Raw genomic sequence first — 18,114 nt, 5'->3', positions numbered from 1 at the left:
GTGACGATGTCGGGGACGATGCCGGCCTCCTCGAAGGAGAAGAAGGCGCCGGTGCGGCCACAGCCCATCTGGATGTCGTCCACGATCAGCAGCATGTCCTGGCGTTTGCACAGTTCGGACAGGGCGCGCAGCCACTCGGGGCGGGCCACGTTGATGCCGCCCTCGCCCTGCACGGTCTCCACGATCACCGCGGCGGGCTGGTTCAGGCCGGAGCCGGCGTCCTGCAGCAGCCGTTCGAACCAGAGGAAGTCCTCGACCTTGCCGTCGAGGTAGTTGTCGAAGGGCATCGGGGTGCCGTGCACCAGGGGGATGCCGGCGCCGGCCCGCTTGAAGGCGTTGCCGGTGACCGCCAGCGCGCCCAGCGACATGCCGTGGAAGGCGTTGGTGAACGAGACGATCGATTCACGTCCCTTGACCTTGCGGGCCAGCTTCAGGGCCGCCTCGACGGCGTTGGTGCCGGTCGGGCCGGTGAACATCACCTTGTGGTCCAGCTCGCGCGGCTCCAGCACGACCTCGCGGAAGGTCTCCAGGAAGGCCCGCTTGGCCGTGGTGGACATGTCCAGGCCGTGGACGACGCCGTCGCGCTCCAGGTAGTCGAGTAGGGCGCGTTTGAGGACCGCGTTGTTGTGGCCGTAGTTCAGCGATCCGGCGCCGGCGAAGAAGTCGATGTAGACGTGGCCGTCCTCGTCGTACATGCGGCTGCCCTGGGCCCGGTCGAAGACGGTGGGCCAGCCGCGGCAGTAGCTGCGCACCTCCGACTCCAAGGCCTGGAAGATGCTCAGGTCCGGCTGGGTCATGGTCATGGGAAATCTCCTGGGAGACGGTCTGCGAGAGGAGTGGGGAAGCGGGGGGTGCCACCGGGCGCGTGCCGTGCGGCGGCACGGAGGGAGGTCAGCTCGCGGCGGTGACGACCGTGGGTATCGGGCCGATCCGGTACAGCACCTCGGGCTCGTGCCCGCCTTCCGGGAACAGCACGCCGTCGAAGAGGACCTCGCGCCGCACCGACGCGCCGTGTCGTCGCGCGTACGAGGTGAACAGGCGGTTGGAGGCGGTGTTGTCGGGGGTGATGGTGGTCTCGATCCCGTCGATGCCGAACTCCCCGGCGACACGGTCGGTCAGCCCGTCGAGCATCGCCGCGGCGAGGCCGCGTCCGCGCTGACCGTGGTCGACGGCGACCTGCCAGACGACCAGGGTCCGGGGGCGCTGCGGGCGGATGTAGCCGGTGATGAACCCCACCGGCTGCTCGTCGCCGTCGCGTGCCACCACGGAGGTGGCGGCGAAGTCACGGCACCACAGGAGGTAGCTGTAGGAGGAGTTCAGGTCGAGCGTCCGGGAGTCGCGGGCGATGCGCCAGATCGCTGCGCCGTCCTCCACTCGTGGTACGTCGAGCCTCAGTCCTTCCGGTATTCCGACGGTTCTGCTGTTGGCACGTGCATGCTCTGCTTGTGCGGCGGTCATGCAAATCCAATTTACCCAGGGAGATCACAAATCACATCGTGGTTGGGGGTTACGTGGGAGAGGAGGTTGTGATACCGCGCGTAGGTGTACCCGCGCACGAGGTGGCAGAAATTTGTGATGGTTGTCCGGTATTTTCCGGGCAAAGGGGCGTCGGTGTTGGGTTCATCACAGCTCCATAACGAGCCGGTAGCCTGTCCGAAATAGGCGGTTCGCCGATATCGAATCTTGGTGTTTAGGGGCGTGTGAAGTGGGCAGGAGGGTAATGGAGTTATATTCGGATCGGATTACCCGGAATTCAATTGGGATTCACGTGTGGAATCCAATGGGCATCGAATCGCGAGATTGTGGTCGCACATCGTGTGGGCTCCGTGGAATCCGCCGCGCACCGTCGAGGAGCACCGGCCCGCCGGCCCACCGGGGCCGAATCCGGGACCGGTGGGCCGGCGGGCCGCGGCGGACGTCCTCGGCCGCGCGGTCGCGGCCGAACGGTCGATCACCAACCGCTCCGCCCCATGGACCCGGCGTGCAGTGCCCGAACGGCCCCGTACCCACGCTCGGCTCCGGCCCGACCGGACGTCAGCAGCCGCTCCAACTCGGCCAGGCCGCGCGAGGTCTGGCTCTTCACGGTGCCGATCGAGATGCCCAGGGCCCGGGCGGTCTCCTTCTCCGACAGGTCGAAGGCGTGCCGCAACACGACGCAGGCCCGCTTCCGCAGCGGCAGCCGGGCGAGCGCCCGACGCACGTCCAACACCGCGGACACGTCCGGGTCGTCGACGCGGTCGGGCCGCTGGGACCAGAACAGGGCGATGCGGCGGTGCTCGCGCCGCAGACTCCGCAGCCGGGTACGGGCCAGGGTGGTGAGCACGCCGCGCGCGTAGGTGATCGGACACTCGTCGGCACGCACCCGGTCCCACCGGCGCCACACCGCGACCAGGGCGTCGGCGGCGAGGTCGTCGGCCCCCTCGAACTCCCCCAGCAGAAGGTGGGCGAGGCGGGACAGATCGGCGTGGTGACGGTCGAAGAAGGTGTGGAACTCTTCGGCGGGGGTGTCCACGTGGCCTCCTGCGGAGTTCGACGGATGCTGTGTCGTACGCGACCACGACCCCCTGTGGCTGCGTGAACGTAGCAGGCGACTCGTACAGTGCGCCATATGAGCGAGCGCGGAAATCTGCACATCAAGGGGCGCGTCCTGACCGGACCGGACCCGGACGCGGACGTCCGGGACGAGATGTGGGTCGTGGACGGTCGGATCACCTACGAACGCCCCCGGAACACCCGGGAGACCACCACGATCGAGGGCTGGGCGCTGCCCGGCCTGGTGGACGCCCACTGCCACGTGGGGCTCGACGCCCACGGTGCCGTCGACGACGCCACCAGCGAGAAACAGGCACTCACCGACCGGGACGCCGGAACGCTGCTGATCCGGGACGCCGGCTCCGCGGCCGACACCCGCTGGATCGACGACCGCGAGGACCTGCCGCGCGTCATCCGCGCGGGACGCCACATCGCCCGCACCAAGCGCTACATCCGCAACTACGCCCACGAGATCGAGCCCGAGGACCTGGTGGCGTACGTGCGGCGCGAGGCCCGACGCGGCGACGGCTGGGTCAAGCTCGTCGGCGACTGGATAGACCGCGAGCAGGGCGACCTGGCCCCCTGCTGGCCGCGCGAGGCGGTCGAGGCCGCCATCGCCGCCGCCCACGAGGAGGGCGCCCGGGTCACCGCCCACTGCTTCGCCGAGGACTCGCTGCGCGACCTGGTGGAGGCCGGCATCGACTGCGTCGAGCACGCCACGGGGCTGACCGAGGAGACCATCCCGTTGTTCGCCGAACGCGGCGTCGCCATCGTCCCCACCCTGATCAACATCGCGACCTTCCCCCGCCTCGCCGAGGGCGGCGAGAAGAAGTTCCCACGCTGGGCGGACCACATGCGGCGGCTCCACGAGCGCCGGTACGACACCGTGCGCGCGGCCTGGGACGCGGGCATCCCCGTCTTCGTCGGCACGGACGCGGGCGGTTCCCTGGCCCACGGCCTGGTCGCCGACGAGGTGGCCGAACTGGTGGCGGCGGGCATCCCACCGGTGGACGCCCTCTCGGCGACGACCTGGGCGGCCCGTGCCTGGCTCGGACGTCCGGGCCTGGAGGAGGGGGCCGAGGCGGACCTGGTGGTGTACGAGGCGGATCCGCGGGCCGACGTACGGGTGCTGGCGGCGCCCCGCAGGGTGGTGCTCAGAGGGCGCGTCGTGCGGTAGCCGTGCCGCCCCGTGCGGCCGGGGGCGCGGTTGAGGCGTGGGTGGAGTCGAGAGCGAAACTTGTCATCGATACCCAGAAGTTGGGATTCGAAAACCGTGGCGGGTGTAACTCGTACGAGTGAAATAGCTGGCTGCATATGACTTTTGACGCTCCGTTCGTCAACTATGGCATGGTCTCAAGTCACCGACACGAGCGATGTCCCCCATTGGCCGTGTCGGTGACACCATGCCATCTGTGGGGGTTCCACCTGTGAAGAAGTCTGTCTACAGCCTGTTCGCCGCCGCTGCCCTGGTGGGGGTGGCCGCCGTACCCGCGCACGCCACCGGGAACGGCGGCAAGGGCACGGCGAACGCGGCCGTGTTCCGGGCGAAGCTCGGCGTCTCGCTGCTCGACGAGACCGCCGTCGTGCCGCTGAACGCCGAGCTCAACGCCGTCCAGGCACCCGAGAGCGCCGCGAAGACCGCGCTGACGGTCCGGCTCGACGGCGCGCACAACGGCAAGCCGATCAGGATGCTGCACGCGGACGTCGCCACCGCCAAGGCGACCGCGGACGAGGGGAGGAGCGAGGGGTACTCCAACCTCACCAACGCCAAGGTGTACGTGCCCGGCCTGCTGCGTCCCCTGCTGAAGGCCGACCTGGTCACCTCCAGGGCGGTGTGCGAGGCCGGCGCCGAGCCGACCGCCGAGTCGGAGATCCCCGGCACGGTCACGGTGCTCGGCAGGAAGGTCGCGGTGAAGGCCGAGGGCACCACCAGCGTCGAGGTCGACGGCGTCGGCACGGTCGAGCTGCGCCTGGCCGAGACCACCACCACCTCCCACACGGCGGCGGCCACCGCGCTGGCGCTGGACGTGGCGGTGGACCCGGCCGATCTGGGCGTCGCCAAGGTCGAGGGCCGGGTGACGCTCGTGGAGGCCGCCTGCCAGACGCCCGGCGGCGACAACGGCGGCGGTGACAACGGCGGCACCACCGGTGGCGGTGACGACGGCGGCACCACCGGTGGCGGTGACGACGGCGGCACCGGGGGCACCGGGGGGACCGGCGGCGACGGCGGGACGACCGGCGAGACCACGGGCGGGGGCGACGGGAACGAGCCGCGGCCCCAGACCGGGCCCGACCGGGCCGGCGAGGAGCCCAACCTCGCGGAGACCGGCGGCGATTCGAGCACCCCGTACATCGCGGGCGGCGCCCTGGCGTTCCTGGCCGTCGGCGGCGCGCTGGTGTTCCTGCGGCGCCGGCGCGCCTCCTGACGCCCGGTAGCCGGTGAAACCGCGGTGCGGCGGCGGGACTCCGCCCGGGCCCCCGCCGCCGCACCGCTTTCGGAACACCCCTCAGCGCGCTCCTCAGCGCACCCCGAGCCCGGCCAGCGCCCGCACCAGGCGGTCCGTGGTCGCCCGGTCCCGCACGGCCAGCCGCAGCCACCGCCGGTCCAGACCGGGGAAGGTGTCCCCGCGGCGCACCGCGATGCCCGACGCGCGCAGCCGCTCCCGCAGCGACGCCGCCTCCGGATGCCGGACCAGCACGAAGGACGCCCGCGGGTCGGGTGTCGCCGACCGCACCTCGGCGAACTCCGCGAGCCGGTCGAGCAGGTACGCCCGGTCCTCGGCGATCTCCCGCGCCGCCCGCTCGGCCTCGGCCAGCGCGACCGGGTCGCAGCACGCCTCGGCCGCGACCAACGCCGGGGAGGAGACGGCCCACAGCGGCTGGTGCCGTGCGAGACGGGCCACGGTCCCCGGATCGGAGAGCACGTAGCCGACGCGCAGGCCCGCCAGCCCCCAGGTCTTGGTCAGACTGCGCAACACCACCGTGGTGCCCGGCAGTTCGACGACCCGGGAGGCCAACGACTCCCGCTCGCCCGGCACCGCGTCGATGAACGCCTCGTCCACCACCAGTGTCCGTCCCGGGCGTGCCAGCGCCTCCAGGGCGGAGGCCGGATGCAGCACGGACGTGGGGTTCGTCGGATTGCCGACGACCACCACGGACGCCTCGGGCGGGACGAGGGCGGGGTCGAGGCGGAAACCGTCCCGCTCGGAGAGGACGACGCGCTCCACCTCGTGCCCCGCGTCCCACAGGGCGGCCTCCGGCTCGGTGAACTGCGGATGCACCACCACCGGACGGCCCGCGCCCGGGACGTCCGGCCCCGACACGGGCAGGGCGCGGGCCAGGAGGACGAACGCCTCCGCCGCTCCCGCCGTCAACAGCACGCACTCCTCCGGCAGACCGTGCCGGGCCGCCACCGCGCGCCGGGCCGCCCGTCCGTCCGGATAGACGGCCAGCGTCTCCAGCGAGGCGGCGAGCCGCTCCTTCAGCCAGCCGGGAGGGGTGCCGGCGCGGACGTTGACCGCGAGGTCCACCAGGTCCGCCCCGGCGTCCCGGACCTCCGCGTCGCCGTGATGACGCAGGTCGTGCCCGCCGTGCCCGCCGTGCTCGTGCGGGTCCGCCGGCCGCCGCCCGGGGAGGGCCGTCGACTCAGTGGGCATGGGCGTGGCCGCCGTGGTGGTGATGGTGGTGGTGCCCGTCGTCGTCCGGGTGGTGGTGCGGCTGCTGCGGTGCGCCGACCTTGTCCTCGAAACCGGGCAGCGCGACACGGTAGACGCAGGAGTCGCAGTTCATCCGCAGATCGCCCTTCAGGGCCTCCTCGTACCGCTCCCAGACCAGCCCCGCCAACTCCTCGGTGGGGCCGATGACGTCGGCGCAGCGGACCTCGACCTCCGGGTGGGCCCCGGCCCACTCCTCGGCCTGCGTCCGCACCCGGTCCGGCAGGATGCCGGTGAACAGGAAGTACGGCAGCACCACGATCCGCCGGGCGCCCAGCCGCCGGCAGCGCTCCAGACCGGCGGGGACGTCGGGCGCGGCGAGCGAGACGAACGCCGGCTCCACGCCGGCGTGGCCGCGCCCCTCCCACAGCAGCCGGGCCGCCTTGTGGACCTCGGCGTTGGCGTCCGGATCGGTGGAGCCGCGGCCCACCAGCAGCACCGTCGTGTCGGCCCGGTCCCAGGGATCGCGTCCCGCGCCGCCCAGGGCCTCGTCCAGACGGCGCTCCAGCACGCTCAGCAGCGCCGGGTGCGGCCCCAGGGGACGGCCGTACGCGTACGAGGTGCCCGGGTGGCGGAGCTTCTCACGGGCCAGGGCGGCCGGTATGTCGCCCTTGGCGTGCCCGGCCGAGACCAGCATCAGCGGGACGGCGGCGAAGTTCCGCACCCCGCGGTCGACCAGCTCGGCGACGGCGTCCGCGAGCGGCGGCGGGGACAGCTCGATGAACCCTCCCGCCACCGGGATCTCGGGTCTGAGCTCGGCCAGGTCCCGCACGAAGGAGCGGAACGCCTCGGCACCGGCGTCGTCACGGGTGCCGTGGCCGACGAGAAGAAGGGCCGGCGGTGTGGTCACAGGATCTCCTTGGCGATGCTGGGGGACGGCCGCCCCGCGGTCGGGGGCGCCGTCGTCGAAAGGGGGTCGGCAAGGGCGCCGGGGGCGCCCGGGGGCGTGTACAGAAGGGCGTTGAGGGCGGCGGCGGCCACCGCGCTGCCGCCCTTCTCCGAGACGTTGCTGATCGCGGGCAGCCCACTGGCGCGCAGGGCCGCCTTGCTCTCGGCCGCTCCGACGAACCCGACGGGCAGACCGACGACCAGGGCGGGGTCCGCGTCCAGGTCGAGCAGCTCGAACAGGGCGGTGGGCGCACAGCCGATCACCCACACCGCGCCGGGCCCGACCTCCTCCCGGGCCAGCCGGACCGCGTGCGCCGAACGGGTCAGGCCCGGCCCGCCCGAGGCGTCGGCGAGGCGGCACACCGTCTTCCGGCGGGTGATGCCGGCGGCGACCATCTCGACGTCCACCACGACCGGCGCGCCGGCGTGCAGCGCGGCGTGCGCCGTGCGCAGCGCCTCCTCGTCGGTGACCAGGTCGTCGGCGTACGCCAGGTCGGCGCTGGAGTGGATCACCCGCTCCAACACCGCCCGGGTCAGCGGCGGCAGGTGCGAGGTGTCCAGCCGGGAGCGCAGGATGCGGTACGACTCCTCCTCGATGGGGTGGACGGTGCGGGACGTCGGGGACGTCGGGGGCGTCACGGTGTCTCCTCGGGGGTCTCCAGGGGGCCGGCCGGGGGGCCGTCCTCGTCGGGCGCTCCGGCCTCGTCGGGCGCTCCGGGCGGCGCCGCGCCGGCCGTCCCGACGGTCTCCTCGATCGCGTCGACGGGGCACACCTCGACGCACTCCAGGCAGCCGGTGCACAGCTCCGCCCGCACCAGCAGCGCGCCGCCCAGCGGGCGTATCGCATGGACCGGGCAGGTCAGCAGGCAGGCGCCGCAGCCCGCGCAGCGCGCGGTGACGGCCACGGGAGCCACGGGCGCCGTATCCGCCGGGTGGGCGGCGGCCGTCGGGGGCGTCACGCTCCCCCCTGCCAGCGGTAGCCGCGCGGGGTGACCATCCGCCCGGCGACGGTGCGGGTCGCGGTGTTGCCGACGGTCACCACGGTCATCATGTCGACCACGGTCGGGTCGAGTTCGCCGAGCGTGGTGACGGCGACCCGCTCGCCGGGCCGCGAGGCGTTGCGCACCACACCGACGGGCGTGTCCGGGGAGCGGTGCTCCGCCAGCAGGGCCAGCGCCTTGGGCAACTGCCAGTCGCGGCCCCGGCTGCGGGGGTTGTAGAACGTCACCACCAGGTCCGCCTCGGCCGCCGCCCGCACCCGGCGCTCGATCACCTCCCAGGGCGTGTGGAGGTCCGACAGGCTGATCGAGACGTGGTCGTGGCCCAGCGGCGCGCCCAGCAGCGCGGCGGCGGCGAGCGCGGCGGTCACCCCGGGGACGCCCACCACGTCGATGTCCGCGGACGCCTCGGCCAGGGCGGGCGAGGCCATCGCGTACACCCCGGCGTCACCGCTGCCGATCAACGCCACGGCACGGCCCGCGCGGGCCTCGGCCACGGCGGTGCGGGCCCGCTCCTCCTCCGCGCCCAGCCCCGACTCCAGGACACGGGTGCCCGGACGGAGCAGGTCGCGGATCTGCGCCACGTACTGGTCGAGGCCGACGACCACGCCGGCGCGGCGCAGCTCGTCACGGGCGCGCGGGGTGAGCAGGTCGCGGGCGCCCGGACCGAGCCCGACGATCGCCAGCCGCCCGCGCGGCCGGCGCCGCGCCACGGCGCAGGTGGCCATCGCCGCCCGCCCCTGAACCTCCGACTTCCGTTTGGGGACGACCAGTTCGGCGCCCTCGCCACGGGCGAGCAGCGCGGCGGCCTCCGCCACGCTCGGGGTGCCCACGGCCGCCAGCGGGGCCTGGGACGGGTGGGGGACGGGCACGGCCGCCAGCGCCTCGGCGGGGTACGTCCGCACCGGCACGCCCAGCCGCCGGGCCGCCTCGACGATGCCCGGCTCGTCCGCCTTGGCGTCGACGGTGGCCAACTCGGCGACGCAGCGGAGGGAGAGCCCGGCGTCGGTCAGCGACCGCTCCACCAGCTCGACGATCTCGTCGGCGGGCGCGCCCCGGCTGGCCCCGACGCCGACGGAGAGGGTGGCGGGCCGCAGCACCGCCGTGCGGTCGTCCGGCTCCACGGCGCGGTCGGTGACCAGCACGGTGTACCCGCCGCTCCCGTCGCCCGCGCCGTCACCGCCGTCGGTCTCCGTCACGTTCTCCGGCAGCGCGGGGAGGGGGAAGGGGACGTGCCGCACCAGACGGACGGGCTCGCCGTCGAGGACCGCCCGCGACACCGCCGCGACGGCGCCCTCGACGGGCGGACCGAGGGTGTCCAGGCCGGGGACGTCGACGGCGTCCGTGGCGGTGGTGACGACGGGCCGGCAACCGGGCAGGACCTCGGCCACCGCGTGCGCCAGCTCGTTCGCGCCACCCGCGTGGCCGCCCAGCAGGGCCACCGCGTACCGTCGCGCCTCGTCCACGCACACCACACCCGGATCGCTCTCCTTGTCGCCCAGCAGCGGGGCGAGCAGCCGCACGGTCGCGCCGGTGGCCAGGAAGCAGACGATCCGGTCGCACTCGGCGAAGGCGCGGGTGAGAGCGGAACGGACGGTGTCCGCGCCGCTCTGGTCGCCCGTGTCGTAGACACGGGTCGCCTCGGGCCAGGCGGCGGCCACCAGGTCGCGGGCGCGCCGCCCGGCGGCGGTGGCGGAGACGAGACCGATCAGGCCGTTCGGGGCGTTCACGAGGGGACTCCTTCGGTGGCGGGGCGGGTGCCCCACAGAACGAAGACGGGATTGCCGGCGGCGAGCCGGGTCACGTCGCCGGGCAGGGGGGAGAGCCGGGAGGACTGCAACAGCACGCCGTCGCAGGCCAGCCCGGCGGCGCCGAGGGCGGCCCGCACGGCGGGCACCCGGTCCAGCGCGGCGAGCGTGACGACGACGGCGCGGCGGGCGCGGCGGGCGCAGAGCGAGACGATCGACTCCAGCTCCCGGCCCCCGCCGCCGACGAACACGGCGTCGGGGTCGGGCAGTTCGGCCAGCGCGGCGGGCGCCGCGCCGTGCACGGTGTGGACGTCCACCCCGTGGGCGGCGGCGTTGGCCCGGCAGCGCTCGACACCGTCCGCGGCGCGCTCCACGGCGATCGCCGCCGCGCCCAGCCGCGCGCACTCCACGGCGACCGAGCCGGAGCCCGCGCCCACGTCCCAGACCAGATCGCCCGGCCGCGGCCCGAGCCGGGCCAGGGCCAGGGCCCGCACCTCGTACTTGGTGACCATCGAGTCGCGGTGGACGAAGGCGTCCTCCGGCAGCGCCCACCCGGCGGGCGGACGCGGCGGCCCGGCGAGCGCCCGGGGGGCGGCGGCCAGGAGCCGGGCCTCGTCCAGGCAGAGCACCACGCTCACCTCGTCGGGCCAGACCCGGTCGGCGGCCTCGGCGGGGGAGAGCCACTCGACGCGCTCGCCGGCCGTGCCCAGGGAGCTCGCCACCACCAGGGTGCGCCGCGGCCCGGCGGCGGCCAGGGCGGCGCCCAGCTCGGCGGGGCCCGCGCCGGGGCCGGTCAGCACGGCGGTCTTGGGGTGCGCGCGGCAGACGTTGACGGCGGTGCGCGGATCGCGCCCGTGCGCGCTGACCACGGCCGCGTCGTCCCACGGCAGCCCGGCACGCGCGAAGGCGAGGGCCACGGACGGCACGGAGGGCCGCACGTCCAGGGCGCGCGGACCGAAACGCTCGGCGAGCGCCCGGACGATCCCGAAGAACCCCGGATCGCCGGAGGCGAGCACCACCACCCGACCGTCGCCCGTGAGGTGCTCCGCCACCGCGTCCAGCGCCGGGGACAGCGGACCCAGCACCACGCGCCGCACCCCGGACGGCACGTCGGCGGCGTCCAGGTGGCGGCGGGCGCCCACGGCCAGGGACACGCCCCGCCAGTCCGGCCCGCCGCCCGCGGCGACGCCCGTGCCCGACCCGACGACGGTGATCACGACAGCAGCCCCCCGTCGCCGGCGTGCCGGGCGATCACCGTGCGGCCGGTGAAGTCCACCAGGGCCGTCTCCGCCGCGACCCGACGGTCCACGAAACGCTCCAGCACGTCCGCCACCCGGCGGCACAACTCCGCCCCCGCCGTGGGCAGCAGACCCGCCGCGTCCCACAACTCGTAGGCGTGGCGGGCGGTGTTGGCCACGGCGACCTCGGCCGCCACCGACTCCGGCCCGCCCACCGCGCGGGTGACCTCGGCCAGGACGGAGGTGTCCACCCTCGACCGCGTGTAGTGGGTCATCAGCACACCGGAGGCCAGCTTGGTCAGCTTCCCCACCATGCCGACGAACACCACCCGGCCCACACCGTGCTCCACGGCCCGCCGCAGCGCGGCGCCGGTGAAGTCGCCGACCTCGATGAAGCACACCGGGGGCAGGTTTGGCAGCAGCCCCATGGCGCCCTTCTCGGTGCGGCCACCGGTGCACAGCACCACGGCCGGGGCGTCCTGCGCGGCGGCCACCGACACGGCCTGCTCCACGCTGGCCCGCCACGAGGCCGTCGAGAACGGCCGCACGATCCCGGTGGTCCCCAGGATGGAGATGCCGCCCAGGATGCCGAGCCGGGCGTTGGTGGTCTTCCGGGCGCGCTTCTCGCCGTCCGGCACGCTGATGGTGACGTCCACGCCGCGCGCCGCGACGTCGACGACCTCGCCCACCGCCTGGCTGATCATGGCGCGGGGCACCGGGTTGATCGCCGGCCCGCCCACCTCCAGGCCCAGCCCCGGCTTGGTGACGACGCCGACGCCGATCCCGCCGTGCAGCTCGATGCCCGGCTCGTCCCGCCAGCTCACCGTGGCGGTCAGGTGGGAGCCGTGGGTGACGTCCGGGTCGTCGCCCGCGTCCTTGACCACCACGGCCTCGGTGCGGCCCGGCCGCAGCTCGGTCGAGCGCTCCACCGCGAACGTCACCCGACGCCCCGACGGCAGCGCGACCTCCACCCACGGCTGGGGCTCGCCCGTGACCAGGTGCAGGGCCGCGGCCCGGGCCGCCGCCGAGGCGCAGGTGCCGGTCGTCCAACCGGTGCGCAGCGCCTTGGGCCGCTGCTTGGCGGTACGCGGCAGGTCGGGCTCCCGCAGCACCGGACCCGCGTCCCGGCCGGGCTCCCGCTCCGGCCGCTCACTCACCGCCCGCCTCCCGGACGGTTTCCCGGGCCGCCGGAGCGCCCGCGACCCCACTCGCGCGTCGGGCCGCCCGCAGCGCCCTCCGGGCCGCCGGCTCGGCGCGGCGGTGACCGTGGAAGTGCCCCGGGTGGTACAGGTGCGAGCGGGTGCCGGAGGCGGACAGCGCCGGGCCGACCAGGAACAGCGTGTGCTTCCACAGCCGGTGTTCCTTGACGGTCTCCTCCAGCGTGCCGACGGTGCACCGCAACACCAGCTCGTCCGGCCAGGTCGCCTGGTGGGCGATCACCACCGGGGTGTCCGTCGGATAGCCGCCCTCCAGCAGTTCCACCGCCAGTTGCCCGGACCGCGCCGCCGACAGGAAGACCGCCATGGTGGTGCCGTGCCGGGCGAACTCCCGCACCTCCTCGCCGGGCGGCATCGGCGTCTTCCCGCCGCCGAGCCGGGTGAGGATCACCGACTGGGCGACCTCCGGGATCGTCAGCTCCCGACCGGCGATGGCCGCCACCGCCGAGAACGACGACACCCCGGGCACGATCTCCACCTCGATGCCCAACTCCGCGCAGCGGTCCACCTGTTCCTGGGTGCCGCCCCACAGCGACGGGTCGCCGGAGTGGATCCGTGCCACCGCAAGGCCCTCGCGGGAGGCGCGCTCGTAGACGGCGACGACGTCCTCCAGGGACATCGACGCCGAGTCCAGGATCTCCGCGCCGGCGCGGGCGTGTTCGAGCACCTCCTCGCGTACCAGGCTCGCCGCCCAGATCACCACGTCGGCCTCGGCGATGGCGCGGGCGGCGCGGAAGGTGAGCAGGTCGGCGGCGCCGGGTCCGGCGCCCACGATGGTCACCTTCCCGGCGCGGGGCGCGGCGGCCTTCGACGAAGCGTTCGGCGCGGTGTCCGATGCGGTGTTCGACGTGGCGTTCGGCGTGGCGTTCGGCGCGGTGTTCGACGTGGCGGTCACAGTTTTCCTCCTCGGCTCTCGCGGCGGGCGGGGGCGATCAGGGTGGACAGGTAGGGCAGGGCGCCCCCGGCGGCGAGCTCCGCCGCCAACGCGGACGCCGGACGGATCGACTCCTCCGGCAACCCCAGCGACGACCCCCACACCGCCCCCTCGAGGCGGCCCGTGGCGCGCAGCGCCTCGGCGACCTCGCCGGCCAGCCGCCCGAACTTGTACGCCACCACCGTGCCCGGCCCCCGAAGGGCCTCCTCCAGCACCGCCACCCCCGCCGTCACCGGCACCAGCGTCAACGGCTCCGTCCCCTCGGTGAGCACCGCGCCGCCGCGCGCGGCCAGGTCCTGCATCGCGGTGATGCCCGGCACGGTCTCCACGACCGTCTCGGGCACCAGCTCGCCGACGGTCTGGGCGAGGTAGGTGAAGGTGGAGTAGACGTTGGGGTCGCCGATGGTGGCGAAGGCCACGGTGCCGCGGGCGCGCAGCAGCTCGGCGACGCGCTCGCCCGCCGCGTCCCAGGCGGCCTCCCGACGGACCCGGTCTTCGCGCTCGTTGAGCGCGAAGACCACCCGCTCGATTCGCTCGCGCGACACGTGGTGCAGCACGGTGGACTCCGCCCTGCCCGTTCCGCCGTCCGCCATCACGGGCACGACCACCACGCTCGCCGAGCGCAGCGCCTTCACACCCTTGACGGTCACCAGATCCGGATCGCCGGGACCGACCCCGACGCCGATCAACCGCGGCCCACCGCCGGCGCTGCTCATGCCGCACCCCTCTCCACACACCTGTCGACGAAACGCCGGGCCACGGACGGCTCGGCGGCCCAGTGCACATGCAGGTACGAGGCATGCACACCGGCCTTCACAAAACCCTCGACCCGCCGTCGGTCGCGCGCGGCGCCCCAGGTCAGCCCCCAGGCGGGCGCCTGACCCGCCGCCGGGTCCCCGGCGTGCGGCTCCACCGTCGTGCGGTGGAACTCGTGGCCGCGCACCCGCGTCCCGGCGGCGGCCAGGACGCTGTCGCCGACGGCGACCGCCTCGCGGTAGCCGAGGGTGAGCCGCTCCGTCATCCGGGCCGCCACGTCCAACACCCCGCACATCGGGGCGCCGTCCAGCTCCCGTGCCAGATACAGCAGTCCGGCGCACTCGGCGGCGATCGGCGCACCCGAGGCGGCCAGCGCCGCGACGGACGCGCGCAGCGACTCGTTCGCCGACAGCTCCGGCGCGTACACCTCCGGGAAGCCCCCGCCGACGACCAGCCCGGCCGTCTCCGGCGGCAGGTCGGCGTCCCGCAGCGGGTCGAAGGGGACCACCTCCGCACCCGCCGCCCGCAGCAGCTCGACGTGCTCGGCGTAGGAGAAGGTGAACGCGGCCCCGCCCGCGACCGCCACCACCGGACGCCGCCCGCGCGGCGCCCCGGCGGGAGGAGCCGGGGGCTCCCACGGTTCCTCCGTCAGGGGTGGCGCGGAGTGCGCCAGGGCGAGCAACGCCCGAAGGTCGCAGCCGGACCGCACCCGCTCCGCCAGCTCGGCCACCGCCTCGGCCGCCTCCGCGCGCCGCTCCGCCACCGGGACCAGGCCCAGGTGACGGGAGGGGGCGCGGACCCGCTCCGTGCGACGCAGCGCGCCCAGCACGGGCACCCCCGAGGCGTCCAGGGCCTCGCGCAGCAGCTCCTCGTGGCGGTCGGAGGCCACCTTGTTGAGGATCACCCCCGCGAGACGCACCTCGGGGTCCCAGGACGCGAAGCCGTGCACCAGCGCCGCCACCGAACGGGACTGCGAGGAGGCGTCCACCACCAGCACCACCGGCGCCCGCAGCAGCTTCGCCACCTGCGCGGTCGAGCCGACCTCCCCCTGCCCGGCCGCGCCGTCGTACAGCCCCATCACGCCTTCGACCACGGCCAGGTCCGCGCCGGCCGCCCCGTGCAGGAACAGCGGCGCGACCAGCTCCGGGCCGCACAGGTAGGCGTCGAGGTTGCGGCCGACGCGCCCGGTGGCCAGCGCGTGGTAGCCCGGGTCGATGTAGTCCGGGCCCACCTTGTGCGGGGACACGGCGAGTCCGGCCGCGGCGAAGGCGGCCATCAGGCCGGTGGCGACGGTGGTCTTGCCGCTGCCCGAGGCGGGCGCGGCGACGACCAACCGGGGGACGACGGTGCTCATGCGGGGCTCGTCACCTTGCTCACCACTCGATGCCCCGCTGGCCCTTCTGGCCGGCGTCCATCGGGTGCTTGACCTTGGTCATCTCCGTCACCAGATCGGCGGCGTCGACCAGCGCCTCCGGCGCGTTCCGCCCGGTGATCACCACGTGCTGGGTGCCGGGACGACTCCGCAACACCTCCACGACCTCGTCGGTGTCCACCCAACCCCAGTGCATCGGGTAGGTGAACTCGTCCAGCACGTACAGCCGGTACGTCTCGGCCGTCAGATCGCGCTTGACCTGTTCCCAGCCCTCGCGTGCGGCCTCCTCGGAGGACTCGATGTCGCGCTGCACCCAGGACCAGCCCTCGCCCATCTTGTGCCAGGCGACCGTCCCGCCCTCGCCGCTCGCGCCCAGCACGCGCAGCGCGCGCTCCTCGCCCACCCGCCACTTGGCGGACTTCACGAACTGGAACACCCCGATCGGCCAGCCCTGGTTCCAGGCGCGCAGCGCCAGTCCGAAGGCGGCCGTCGACTTGCCCTTGCCGATGCCCGTGTGCACCGCCAGCAGCGGACGGTTGCGGCGCTGACGTGTGGTGAGTCCGTCGTCGGGTACGACGCTCGGCTGTCCCTTCGGCACTACGCGGCCCTCCCAAGGTTCCGGTTCGAGTTCCGTACGGAGTGAACGAGCGAGGTGACGGCGTCGGCGCGCAGCTCCTCCAGCGTCACCGCCGGGCCGCCCAGTTCGCGGGCGAGCGCGCCGGCCAGGCCCAGCCGCACCGGTCCCGACTCGCAGTCGAGGACGACCGAGGCGGTGCCGTCGGCGGCCAGCAGCCGCGCCGCCTGCCGGGCCCGTGCCACCGGCTCGGGCCCACCCGTCGCCCGCCCGTCGGTGACGGCGACCAGCAGCGGACGCCGCGACGGGTCGCGCAGCCGCTCCACCCGCAGCACGTCACGGGCTCTCAGCAGCCCGGCGGCCAGCGGGGTGCGGCCTCCGGTGGGCAGCGACTCCAGGCGCGCGGCGGCGGCGTCCACCGAGGAGGTGGGCGGCAGGGCGACCTCGGCGCCCGAGCCGCGGAAGGTGATCAGACCGACCTTGTCACGGCGCTGGTAGGCGTCCAGCAGCAGCGACAGCACCGCTCCCTTGACGGCGCTCATCCGCTGCCGGGCGGCCATCGAGCCGGAGGCGTCCACGACGAACAGCACGAGGTTGGACTCCCTGCCCTCCGTCACGGCCTCGCGCAGATCGTCCCGACGGACCACCAGCCCCGGCCCGGAACGGCCCCGCGCCCGCTGGTGCGGCGCGGCGGCCCGGACGGTCGCGGCCAGGTGCAGCCGGGACAGTGCGCCCCGGGGGCGGCGGGCACCGGTGGTGCGGCCCTGCGCGGTGTGGGCGCGCGAGCGCCGTCCGGCCGCGCCCTCGCCCACGCCGGGCACGTACAGGGCCCGGGTGCGGAACGGCTCGCCGGCGCGGGCGGGGGTCTGCTCCCCGGCGCCTCCGCCCTGGGCGGGGCCTTCCCCGCCGCGCGACTGTTCGGGCACCGACGGCTCGGACGCGCCGGAGGCGCCCGACGGCTCCTCGGGGCCGTCCTGCGGGGGCCGCCCACCGCCGCCGGGACCGTTCCCGGGGCCGCCGTCCGGCCCGTCCGGGTCCGGGTCGCCGTCCCCGCCGTCGCCGCCGTTCTGCCGCAGCGTCTCGTCGAGTTTCTCCTCGTCCAGGCCGGGCGCGTCGAAGGGAGCCCGGCGCCTGCGGTGCGGCAGCGCCAGCAACGCCGCCTGCCGGACGTCCTCGGCCAGCACCTCCGTGCGCCCCGCCCAGGCCGCCAGCGCGGTCGCGGTGCGGGCCATCACGATGTCGGCCCGCATCCCGTCCACCTCGAACGCGGCACAGGTCGCGGCGATCTGCCGCAGCGCCGCGTCGCCCAGCGACACCGTCGGCAGCAGGGCCCGCGCCGCCGCGATCCGCTCCCGCAGCGCGGCCTCCTCGCCGGCCCAGCGGGCGGCGAAGGCCGCCGGGTCCTCCTCGTACGCCAGCCGCCGCCGGACGACCTCCACCCGCTCGTCGGTCTCGCGGGAGGCGGTGACCTCCACGGTCAGCCCGAAGCGGTCCAGCAACTGCGGACGCAGCTCGCCCTCCTCGGGGTTCATCGTCCCCACCAGCAGGAACCGGGAGGCGTGCCGCACCGAGACGCCCTCGCGCTCGACATGGGTGACGCCCATCGCGGCGGCGTCCAGCAGCGAGTCGATGAGGAAGTCCTGCAACAGGTTGACCTCGTCCACGTACAGGACGCCCCGGTGGGCCCGGGCCAGCAGCCCCGGCTCGAACGCCTTGACCCCCTCGGCCAGGGCGCGCTCCATGTCCAGCGCGCCGACGAGACGGTCCTCCGAGGCGCCGACCGGCAGCTCCACCAGGCGCGTCGGGCGCGAGGCGCCGTGGCCCGCCTCGTGCGGACCGTCGGGGCAGTGCGGGTCGGGCGCGGCCGGGTCGCAGGAGAAGCGGCAGCCGGCGACGGTCTCCACCTCGGGCAGCAGCGCGGCGAGCGCCCGCACGGCCGTGGACTTCGCCGTGCCCTTCTCGCCCCGCACCAGCACGCCGCCGATGGCGGGGTGCACGGCGTTCAGGAGCAGACCGAGCCGGAGGTCGTCCATCCCGACGATCGCGGTGAACGGGTAGGGGGTGCTCATGCTGCCGTCCCTCCTTGGAGTGAGTGTTCGCCGACAGCGCGGATGGCCGTCGGCGGGTGACCGAGGCCGGGGACA

17 protein-coding genes are annotated in these 18,114 nt (G+C 74.8%); 2 read left to right on the top strand and 15 right to left on the bottom strand.

Annotation, left to right across the window (positions count from 1 at the left end; genetic code table 11):
- The 3 genes from IF47_RS0121500 to IF47_RS0121490 form a co-directional block, all read right to left on the bottom strand.
- Nucleotides 1-803: diaminobutyrate--2-oxoglutarate transaminase (locus tag IF47_RS0121500; RefSeq protein WP_031510551.1), on the bottom strand; the 803-nt coding region annotated here is incomplete at its 3' end.
- Between the two features lie 88 nt (nt 804-891).
- A complete protein-coding gene (ectA, locus tag IF47_RS0121495) occupies nt 892-1,458 on the bottom strand; it encodes a diaminobutyrate acetyltransferase (RefSeq protein WP_211257244.1) in 567 nt (188 codons plus the stop codon).
- A gap of 493 nt (nt 1,459-1,951) precedes the next feature.
- Entirely contained in the window at nt 1,952-2,512 is a 561-nt protein-coding gene (locus IF47_RS0121490; RefSeq protein WP_031510549.1) for a SigE family RNA polymerase sigma factor, read from the bottom strand.
- Nucleotides 2,513-2,608: 96 nt separating this feature from the next.
- Between IF47_RS0121490 and IF47_RS0121485 the strand changes: the two genes are divergently transcribed.
- Nucleotides 2,609-3,709 carry an amidohydrolase family protein gene (locus tag IF47_RS0121485; protein ID WP_031510548.1) on the top strand — a complete coding sequence of 367 codons (1,101 nt, stop codon included), beginning with the start codon at nt 2,609-2,611 and terminating at the stop codon, nt 3,707-3,709.
- 250 nt (nt 3,710-3,959) lie between these two features.
- Nucleotides 3,960-4,958, top strand: coding sequence for an SCO1860 family LAETG-anchored protein (locus tag IF47_RS0121480; protein ID WP_037733102.1), 999 nt, complete (start codon nt 3,960-3,962; stop codon nt 4,956-4,958).
- A gap of 93 nt (nt 4,959-5,051) precedes the next feature.
- Here IF47_RS0121480 and cobC read toward each other — a convergent pair whose 3' ends face one another.
- The 12 genes from cobC to IF47_RS0121420 all read right to left on the bottom strand — a co-directional run bounded on the left by cobC (nt 5,052) and on the right by IF47_RS0121420 (nt 18,039).
- Nucleotides 5,052-6,188 carry an Rv2231c family histidinol phosphate aminotransferase CobC gene (gene cobC, locus IF47_RS0121475; protein ID WP_078592025.1) on the bottom strand — a complete coding sequence of 379 codons (1,137 nt, stop codon included), beginning with the start codon at nt 6,186-6,188 and terminating at the stop codon, nt 5,052-5,054.
- Nucleotides 6,178-7,095, bottom strand: a complete 918-nt coding sequence (locus tag IF47_RS0121470; RefSeq protein WP_031510545.1) for a sirohydrochlorin chelatase — start codon at nt 7,093-7,095, stop codon at nt 6,178-6,180. Before IF47_RS0121470 ends, cobC begins: the two co-directional genes overlap by 11 nt.
- Nucleotides 7,092-7,772, bottom strand: coding sequence for a precorrin-8X methylmutase (locus IF47_RS0121465; RefSeq protein WP_051718028.1), 681 nt, complete (start codon nt 7,770-7,772; stop codon nt 7,092-7,094). The genes IF47_RS0121470 and IF47_RS0121465 overlap by 4 nt, the downstream gene beginning before the upstream one ends.
- Nucleotides 7,769-8,092, bottom strand: coding sequence for a DUF362 domain-containing protein (locus tag IF47_RS28885; protein WP_051718026.1), 324 nt, complete (start codon nt 8,090-8,092; stop codon nt 7,769-7,771). Before IF47_RS28885 ends, IF47_RS0121465 begins: the two co-directional genes overlap by 4 nt.
- On the bottom strand, nt 8,089-9,843 hold the full coding sequence (gene cobJ, locus IF47_RS0121455; protein WP_031510542.1) for a precorrin-3B C(17)-methyltransferase: 1,755 nt from the start codon (nt 9,841-9,843) through the stop codon (nt 8,089-8,091). Before cobJ ends, IF47_RS28885 begins: the two co-directional genes overlap by 4 nt.
- A gap of 14 nt (nt 9,844-9,857) precedes the next feature.
- Complete coding sequence (locus IF47_RS0121450) at nt 9,858-11,096, bottom strand: bifunctional cobalt-precorrin-7 (C(5))-methyltransferase/cobalt-precorrin-6B (C(15))-methyltransferase (RefSeq protein ID WP_031510541.1); 1,239 nt, start codon at nt 11,094-11,096, stop codon at nt 9,858-9,860.
- Nucleotides 11,093-12,274 carry a cobalt-precorrin-5B (C(1))-methyltransferase gene (locus tag IF47_RS0121445; protein ID WP_037733101.1) on the bottom strand — a complete coding sequence of 394 codons (1,182 nt, stop codon included), beginning with the start codon at nt 12,272-12,274 and terminating at the stop codon, nt 11,093-11,095. The genes IF47_RS0121450 and IF47_RS0121445 overlap by 4 nt, the downstream gene beginning before the upstream one ends.
- Nucleotides 12,267-13,115 (bottom strand): precorrin-4 C(11)-methyltransferase, encoded by an 849-nt coding sequence (cobM, locus tag IF47_RS0121440; RefSeq protein WP_051718035.1) that lies wholly within the window; start codon nt 13,113-13,115, stop codon nt 12,267-12,269. The genes IF47_RS0121445 and cobM overlap by 8 nt, the downstream gene beginning before the upstream one ends.
- A 110-nt stretch (nt 13,116-13,225) precedes the next feature.
- Nucleotides 13,226-13,984, bottom strand: a complete 759-nt coding sequence (gene cobI / locus IF47_RS0121435) for a precorrin-2 C(20)-methyltransferase (RefSeq protein ID WP_031510538.1) — start codon at nt 13,982-13,984, stop codon at nt 13,226-13,228.
- Entirely contained in the window at nt 13,981-15,378 is a 1,398-nt protein-coding gene (locus IF47_RS0121430; protein ID WP_031510537.1) for a cobyrinic acid a,c-diamide synthase CobB, read from the bottom strand. Before IF47_RS0121430 ends, cobI begins: the two co-directional genes overlap by 4 nt.
- Nucleotides 15,379-15,397: 19 nt before the next feature.
- Entirely contained in the window at nt 15,398-15,994 is a 597-nt protein-coding gene (cobO, locus tag IF47_RS0121425) for a cob(I)yrinic acid a,c-diamide adenosyltransferase (protein ID WP_031510536.1), read from the bottom strand.
- Nucleotides 15,994-18,039, bottom strand: coding sequence for a putative cobaltochelatase (locus tag IF47_RS0121420; protein WP_031510535.1), 2,046 nt, complete (start codon nt 18,037-18,039; stop codon nt 15,994-15,996). The genes cobO and IF47_RS0121420 overlap by 1 nt, the downstream gene beginning before the upstream one ends.
- Between the last annotated feature and the right edge of the window lie 75 nt (nt 18,040-18,114).

It is taken from the genome of Streptomyces megasporus, from assembly GCF_000718985.1.
GTDB classification, from domain to species: domain Bacteria; phylum Actinomycetota; class Actinomycetes; order Streptomycetales; family Streptomycetaceae; genus Streptomyces; species Streptomyces megasporus.
The sequence above is the reverse complement of the archived record's forward strand: the minus strand, read 5'-3'. Positions and strand labels throughout refer to the sequence as shown.